We start from the raw sequence: 287 nt of genomic DNA on the forward strand, positions 1-287 counted from the left end.
GCAGAACCTGCAGCTCTGAAGCAGCGGCATCTTTTCACCGGGGCGGAACAACCAATCGATATCGCGGTTGGGAATGACAACCGCGATGGAGGAAGAGCTGTGCAGCCGAAGCGATCAGTCAACGACATCGACCAGATGGCGGCGGCGGAAACCGCCGCGTTCCTGCGAAGAGCTTCCATCACTTATCTCGAGTGCTGCGTCAGTCTGATGATGACGCATTTGCGACGGGAGGAAGTGGCAAGCATCCTGGAGCAGGAAGCCGACATGCTGCGCAGGCTGGACTGACG

At 58.9% G+C, this 287-nt stretch carries 1 protein-coding gene; it reads left to right on the top strand.

What is annotated here, in order from left to right:
• Positions 1-285 (top strand): hypothetical protein (locus EN824_RS34700; RefSeq protein ID WP_245521095.1); only part of this gene is annotated, 285 nt, incomplete at its 5' end.
• Positions 286-287: the final 2 nt, after the last annotated feature.

The sequence above is a fragment of the Mesorhizobium sp. M8A.F.Ca.ET.181.01.1.1 genome (assembly GCF_004792025.1).
In the GTDB taxonomy this organism is placed as follows: Bacteria; Pseudomonadota; Alphaproteobacteria; order Rhizobiales; family Rhizobiaceae; genus Mesorhizobium.